At 75.1% G+C, this 8,060-nt stretch carries 1 protein-coding gene; it reads right to left on the minus strand.

The features are described from left to right. The coding region (locus ACGF5T_RS09510; protein WP_366768828.1) for an SDR family NAD(P)-dependent oxidoreductase at positions 1 to 8,048 on the minus strand (8,048 nt) is incomplete at its 3' end. Positions 8,049 to 8,060 lie beyond the last annotated feature (12 nt).

Genomic DNA, 8,060 nt, shown 5'->3' on the forward strand with positions numbered 1-8,060 from the left:
GCAGACGGCACCACCCCACACCCACGCCACAACCGCGCCAACGACACCATCACCGCCCACAACACCGGCTGCACCACATCCACCCGCCCCAACAAACCCTCATCACCCGACTCGATCACCTCCCACAACGACCACTCCACCCACGGCTCCAACGCCACCTCACACTCCGCCAACGCCTCCCGGAACACCCCCGACCAACCCGCCAACTCCCGCCCCATCCCCACCCACTGCGACCCCTGACCCGGAAACACGAACACCACGCCACGCTCCCCGCTCACCACGCCCCGTACGGAACCGGCGGCCGCCCCCTCGGCCACCGAACCCAAGCCCTCCAGCGCGGCCTCCCGGTCGGCTGCCGGAACCACCGCGCGGTGCTCCAACTCCGCCCGGGACAGCAACGACCAGCCCACGTCCACCAGATCGGGTCCCGACGCACCGGAGAGCAGCTCCCGCAACCGATCCGCCTGGCCCGACAGCGCGCCCGCCGACCGCGCCGACACGACCAAGGGCACCACCCCGCCGCGAGCCACCCCGGACTCCGGCGTCGGGGCCGTCACCGGCTCGGCCTGTTCCTCGGCCTGTTCCTCGGCCTGTTCGAGGATCACGTGCGCGTTGGTGCCGCTCATCCCGAACGACGACACACCCGCCCGACGCGCACGCCCCGTCTCGGGCCACGCCCGCGACTCGACCGCCAGCCGGATTCCGCCGGCCGACCAGTCGACATGCGAGGTCGGTTCCGCCACGTGCAAGGTCGCGGGGACCACTCCGGAGCGCAGCGCCTGCACCATCTTGATGACGCCCGCCACACCCGCCGCCGACTGCGTGTGCCCGATGTTCGACTTGACCGAGCCCAGCCAGACCGGACGGTCCTCGTTCCGGCCCTGTCCGTACGTCGCGAGCAGCGCCTGCGCCTCGATCGGGTCACCCAGCCTGGTCCCCGTCCCGTGCGCCTCCACCACGTCCACGTCCGACGCCTCAAGACGCGCGTTGGCCAACGCCTGCCGGATCACCCGCTCCTGCGAGGGACCGTTGGGCGCCGTCAGACCGTTCGACGCCCCGTCCTGATTGACGGCACTGCCCCGCACCACCGCCAGCACCTCATGTCCCCGGCGCACCGCGTCGGACAACCGCTCCACCAGCAGCAGGCCGACGCCCTCGGACCAGCCCGTGCCGTCCGCGGCCTCCGCGAACGCCTTGCACCGCGCGTCCTCGGCCAGTCCGTCCAGGCGGCTGAACTCGTCGAACACCCCGAAGCCGGCCATCACCGTCACTCCGCCGGCCAGGGCCATGTCGCACTCACGGCCCCGCAGCGCCTGCACCGCGAGGTGCACCGCCACCAACGACGACGAGCACGCCGTGTCCACTGTGACGGCGGGCCCCTCCAGGCCGAACGAGTACGCCACCCGGCCGGAGAGGACACTGGTGGCGCCGCCGGTGAGCTGGTAGCCGGCGACGTCCTCCGGGAGGGCCTTGTCGAGGCCGTAGTACGAGGAGGCGGCGCCCGCGAACACGCCGATCGGCTTACCGGCGACCGCGAGGGGGTCGATCCCCGCTGCCTCGAACGCCTCCCATGCCGTCTCCAGCAGCAGGCGCTGCTGCGGGTCCATCACCAGCGCCTCGCGCGGCGAGATCCCGAACAGCCCGGCGTCGAACCCGGCCACGTCGTCGAGGAAACCGCCGAGCGGCGCGTAGGGCAGGTCCGTGGTGTCGATGTCCCAGCCTCGGTCGGTCGGGAAGGCGGTGATGGCGTCCTCTCCGGCGTGCACGAGCCGCCACAGGTCCGCGGGCGACCGGACACCGCCGGGCAGCCGGCACGACATGCCGATGATCGCGATCGGCTCGCCGTGGTCGGTGGCGGAACCGGTGGTGGCCCGGTGCGCCGGCCCGACCTCGCCGACCAGTTCGGTGCCGAGGTGGTCGGCGAGCGCGGCCGGGGTGGGATGGTCGAACAGCAGCGTCGCGGGCAGGCGCAGGCCGGTGGCCGCGTTGATGCGGTTGCGCAGTTCGACGGAGGTCAGGGAGTCGAAACCGAGTTCCTTGAACACCCGGTCCGGGGCGACCGCGTCCGCGCCCGTGTGCCCGAGGACGGTCGCGGCCTCGGCGCACACCAGTCCCGTGAGCAGGCGGCGCTGTTCGGCGGCGGGGAGCGCGGCGAGGCGTCCGGCGAGGCCGGAACCGCCGGTGACGGTACCGGCGGCGCGGCGCGCGGGGGCGCGTACCAGGCCGCGCAGGAGCGCGGGCACGGGCCGCAGGGTCCGGGCGACGGACGCGTCGAAGCGCAGTGGGAGCAGGTACGGCAGACCGGTGGTGTGGGCGGCGTCGAAGAGGGCGAGTCCTTCGTCGGCGGAGAGCGCGCCGCCGACGCGGGTGGCGCGGGCGAGACCGGTGGTACCGAGGCCGCCGCTGATGGCGCTCTCCTCGGCCCACAGGCCCCAGCCGAGCGCGGTCGCGGCGAGCCCCCGGGTCCGGCGGTGCTGGGCCAGCGCCTCCAGGAAGGCGTTGGCGGCGGCGTAGTTGGCCTGGCCCGGGGAGCCGAAGGCGGAGGACGCGGACGCGTAGACGGTGAACAGGGCCAGGTCGTGGCCCGCGGTCAGTTCGTGCAGGGCGAGCGCGGCCTGGGCCTTGGGGCGCAGCACGCCGGTGACCCGCTCGGGCGTCAGCGCCTCGACGACACCGTCGTCGGCGACACCGGCCGCGTGCACGACCCCGGTGAGCGGGTGTTCGGCGGGGAGGCCGGCCAGCAGTCCGGCCAGGGCCTCCCGGTCGGTGGCGTCGCAGGCGGCCACCCGCACCTGGGCGCCGAGCGCGCCGAGTCGCTCCGCCAGTTCCCGCGCGCCGGGCGCGGCGGGACCGCTCCGGCTCGTGAGGACCAGGTGTCGTACCCCCCGGTGCTCGACCAGGTGCCGGGCCAGCAGCGATCCGAGGGTGCCGGTGCCACCGGTGATCAGGACCGTGCCCTCCGGGTCGAGGGCCCGCGGCAGCATCAGGACGTTCTTGCCGACGTGGCCGCCCGAGGCGACGTGCCGGAAGACCTCCGGCGCCTGCCGGACGTCCCACGCCCGCGCGGGCAGCAGGGTGAACCGGCCGGCGCGGAACAGCCCCAGGACCTCCCGCAGCATCTCCTGCAACCGGTCCGGCCCTGCCTCGCCGAGGTCGAAGGAGCGGTAGCGGCGGTCGCCGAACGAGTCCGGGTCGCGCAGGTCCGCCTTGCCCATCTCCACGAAGCGGCCGCCGGGGGCCAGCAGCCGCGCCGAGGCGTCGACGAACTCGCCCGCCAGCGCGTTCAGGACGACGTCCACACCGCGCCCTTCGGTGCGCTGGGCGAAAGCCTGCTCGAAGCCCAGGTCGCGCGAGGAGGCGAGGTGGGCCGGGTCCAGTCCGGTCGCCGCCCACTTCGCCGGTGAGGCCGTCCCGTACACCTCGGCGCCCAGGTGCCGTGCGACCTGTACGGCGGCCATCCCCACGCCACCGGCGACGGCGTGGACCAGCACCGACTCGCCGGCGGTCAGCCCCGCCAGGTCGACCAGCGCGTAGTAGGACGTCAGGAAGGCCATCGGCACCGAGGCCGCCTCCGCGAAGGTCCACTCCGGCGGGACCGGCGCCACCATCCGTCGGTCCACCACCGCCAGCGGCCCGAAGCCCCCCTCGAACAGGCCGAAGACGCGGTCGCCCGGTGCGAGGTCCCCGACCCCGGGGCCGACCTCGACCACGACTCCCGCGGCCTCCGACCCCATGAGTGCCGTGGGGTCCGGGTACTGCCCGAGGGCGATCAGCACATCGCGGAAGTTCACCCCCGCCGCACGCACCTCGACCCGTACCTCGCCCGGCGCCAGCTGCGCGGTCGCCTCGGAGGCGGGCGCGAGGGCCAGGTCGCGGAGGGAGCCGGAGGCGCGGTCGGCGGTGAGTCGCCAGGCCTCCGTGTCGGGCACGGCGAGTGCGCCGGACGCCGAGGCGCGGGCCAGCCTGGGGGCGAGCAGGGTGCCGCCGCGCCGGGCGAGCCAGGGTTCGTCGCCGTCCGTGAGCACGGCGAGCAGGTCGGCGTCGGTGCGGATGTCGGTGCCGGTCCCGGTCCCGGTGTCGGTCCCGCTGCCGGGGTCGGTGTCGGTGTCGACGTCCAGCAGGACGAAGCGATCAGGGTGCTCGGCCTGCGCGGACCGAACGAGACCGCCGACGGCCGCCCCGGACAGATTGGTGACATCGTCACCGGGTACCGCGGCCACGGCACGGCGGGTGATCAGCACCAGCCGGGACGCGGCGAACCGCTCGTCGGCCAGCCACGCCTGGATGCCGGCCAGGACCTCGGTGACGGCGACCTCGGTGTCCGCGTCCGCCACGGGCCAGGCGACGACGTCGGGTGCGGCACCGGAGAACGCGGCCAGGAAGGCGCCGAGTCCGTCGTTGGCCAGGGTGAGCGATGCCCGCCGGGCCGACCCGGGCACGGGCACCGGCGTCCAGTCGAGGAGGAACAGCGAGTCGTCGTGGCGCGGGCCGGCGGCGGTCGCGGCCCGCAGGGTGAGCGACTCGACGGTGGCGACGGGGGTGCCCTCGGGGTCGCTGATCCGCAGCGTCCAGGCGTCCGCGCCGGCGGGGGCGAGGTGGACGCGGGCCCGGGTGGCGCCGGTCGCGTGCAGGGTGGCGCCCTGCCAGGCGAAGGGCAGCCCGGCCCGGTCCGGGTCGAGGCCGGTGAGGTGCAGCGCGGCGTCGAACAGGGCGGGGTGCAGTCCGCAGCGGCCCGCATCGCGGTGGGCGGACTCGGGCAGCTCCACCTCGGCGTACAGGTCATCGCCCGCCCGCCAGGCGGCCTTCAGCCCCTGGAAGACGGGACCGTAGGCGAAACCGGCCCCGGTGGCCCGCTCGTAGAAGCCGTCGAGGTCCACCGGCTCGGCCTCCGGGGGCCAGGTCCGCACGGTGCCGGCGGGAGCGGCGGTCGGAGCGGCGGCGAGCTGTCCGACGGCGTGGCCGGTCCATTCCTCCTGGCCGTCGGGACGCGAGTGGATCTCCAGAGGGCGGGTGCCGTCCTCGCGCTCGGCTCCGGCGCTGACCTGGATCTGCACACCGCCGCGCGCGGGCAGGACGAGCGGCGCCGTCAGGGTGAGGTCGTCCACGGCCCCGCAGCCGACGTGTTCCCCGGCCTGCCAGGCGAGTTCGACGAACGCGGTGCCCGGGACGAGGACACCGCCGAGGATCGTGTGGTCGGTGAGCCAGCCGTGCGTGGCGGCGGAGAGCCGGCCGGTGAGCAGCACCCCTCCCCCGACGGCCGGCCACACGGCGGCGCCCAGCAGCGGGTGCCCCGTCGCGCCGAGGCCGGCGGAGGTCAGGTCCCCGGCGCTCAGCCGCGCGTCGGGCCAGTACGCCTGCCGTTCGAACGGGTAGGTGGGGAGTTCCACACGCCGGGCGCCCGCCGTGCCGAGCGGCGCCGCCCAGTCGACGGGGGCGCCGTGCACGTGCATCCGCGCGATGCCGTGCAGCAGCGAGGCGGCCTCGTCCGGGCCGGAGCCCAGGGTGGGCACGGCGGTCGCGTTCTCGACGAGGTAGGGCACGAGCGCGGACAGGGACCGGTCCGGGCCGAGTTCGAGGAAGCGGGTGGCGCCGAACCCGTGGGCCCGGCGCACGGCGTCCGCGAAACGGACGGGTGCGACGATCTGCCCGACCCAGTACTCGGGGGTGGCCGGGTCCCCGGGAGCGGTGGTGACGACGGGGAGCGTCGGGGCACGGTACGTCAACGACCGGGCGACGGCCGCGAACTCGTCGAGCATCGGCTCCATCAGGCGCGAGTGGAACGCGTGCGAGACCGCCAGCCGTTTCACCCGCACACCCCGTGCCCGGAACCGCTCCTCCAGGGCGTCGATCGCGGCGGCGTCCCCGGAGACGGTGACCGAGGTGGGCCCGTTGACCGCCGCCACGTCGATCCCGTCGGGCAGTTCCAGCCCGTCCTCGGCCGCTTCGACGGCGAGCATCGCGCCGCCCCGCGGCAACCCGTCCATCAACCGGGCGCGCGCCGACACCAGGGCGCACGCGTCCTCCAAGGAGAGCACCCCGGCGAGGTGCGCGGCGGCCAGTTCACCGATCGAGTGGCCCACCAGCATGTCCGGGGCCGGCCCCCAGGACTCCACCAGCCGGAACAACGCCACCTCGACGGCGAACAGAGCGGGCTGTGTGTACGCGGTGCGTGCCAGAAGCTCCGCGTCCTCCCCGAACAGCACGTCCTTCAGCGGCCGCGGGAGGTGGACCTGCGCACACACCGCGTCGAGCGCATCGGCGAACACGGGGAAGGCCTCGTACAGCCCCCGCCCCATCCCGACCCGCTGCGCGCCCTGTCCCGAGAACAGGAACGCCGTGCGCCCGGGTGCCGCCGTGCCGGTCTCCGCCTCCGGCGGGACCGTGCCCTCGCCGAGGTCCGCGAGCGCCCGCAGCGCGTCGTCGCGTCCTGCCGCCAGTACGACGGTCCGCGCGGCCAGCGTCGCGCGGGTGGTGGCCAGCGAGCGGCCGAGGTCGGCCAGGCGTGCCTCGGGCCGCTCGGCCAGGTGCGCGTGGAGTGCCACCGCCTGCCGGCGCAGAGCGCGCTGGGTGGCGGCGGAGAGCGGGAGCGGGATCAGCGGCGGTTCGGCGGCCGCGGACGGCGGCACGGCCGGGCCTTCCCCTGTCTCGGGGCCGGGGTCGGGTTCGGGCGCCTGCTCCAGCACCGTGTGCGCGTTGGTGCCGCTCACCCCGAAGGAGGAGACGGCGGCGCGTCTGGTCCGGTCGGGGCCGGGCCAGGGGCGGTTCTCGGTGAGGAGCCGTACGGCGCCGGTCGACCAGTCCACCTGCCGGGTGGGCTCGTCGGCGTGCAGGGTACGGGGCAGCACCCCGTGCCGCAGCGCCATCACCGTCTTGATGACGCCGGCCACACCGGCGGCGGCCTGGGTGTGGGCGATGTTGGACTTCACCGAGCCGAGCCACAGCGGGCGGTCGGCGGGGCGGCCCCGGCCGTAGGCGGACAGCAGCGCCTGCGCCTCGATCGGGTCGCCGAGCCTCGTGCCGGTGCCGTGCGCCTCGACCAGGTCCACGTCGGAGGGCGCCAGGCCCGCCGAGGCCAGCGCGTCACGGATGACCCGCTGCTGCGAGGGACCGTTCGGCGCGGTCAGGCCGTTGGAGGCGCCGTCCTGGTTGACGGCCGACCCGCGGACCACCGCCAGCACCTCGTGGCCGTTGCGTACGGCGTCCGAGAGCCGCTCCACCAGCAGCATCCCGACGCCCTCGCCCCAGCCGGTGCCGTCCGCGCCGTCCCCGAATGCCTTGCACCGGCCGTCGGCCGCCAGCCCCCGCTGACGGGAGAACTCGACGAACGCGGCGGGCGTGGCCATGACCGTGACGCCGCCCGCGAGAGCCATGGTGCACTCGCCCCTGCGCAGCGACTGCACGGCCAGGTGCAGCGCCACCAGCGACGCCGAGCACGCGGTGTCCACGGTGAGGGCGGGGCCTTCCAGGCCGAAGACGTACGAGAGCCGCCCGGACAGCACACTCGCGACGGCGCCGGTGGCGAGATAGCCCTCGGCCGCCTGCGGGTCGGCGGCGAGCGCGGTGGCGTAGTCCTGGCCGTTGGTGGCGGCGAACACGCCGATCCGGCCGCCGCGCACCGATTTCGGGTCGATGCCGGCCCGTTCGAAGACCTCCCACGAGGTCTCCAGGAGCAGTCGCTGCTGCGGGTCCATGGCGACGGCCTCGCGCGGCGATATCTCGAAGAGCCCGGCGTCGAACTCGGCGGCCTCGTGGAGGAATCCGCCCTCGTGACCGTAGCTGCTCCCGGGCCGCTCGGGGTCCGGGTCGAGCAGGGCGCCCAGGTCCCAGCCCCGGTCGGTGGGGAAGGGGCCGACCGCGTCGCGGCCCTCGGTGACCAGCTGCCACAGCTGTTCCGGGGTGCGGACGCCGCCGGGGAAGCGGCAGGCCATGGACACGATGGCGATGGGCTCGGAGTCCCGCTCCCGCTGTGCGCGCAGCTCCTGGTGCGCCTGCCGCAGCTCACCCGTGACGAACTTCAGGTGGTCGAGCAGCTTCTCTTCGTTCGTCATCGATGCGACTCC

Source organism: Streptomyces sp. NPDC047853 (genome assembly GCF_043204535.1).
Classification (GTDB): Bacteria; Actinomycetota; Actinomycetes; order Streptomycetales; family Streptomycetaceae; genus Streptomyces.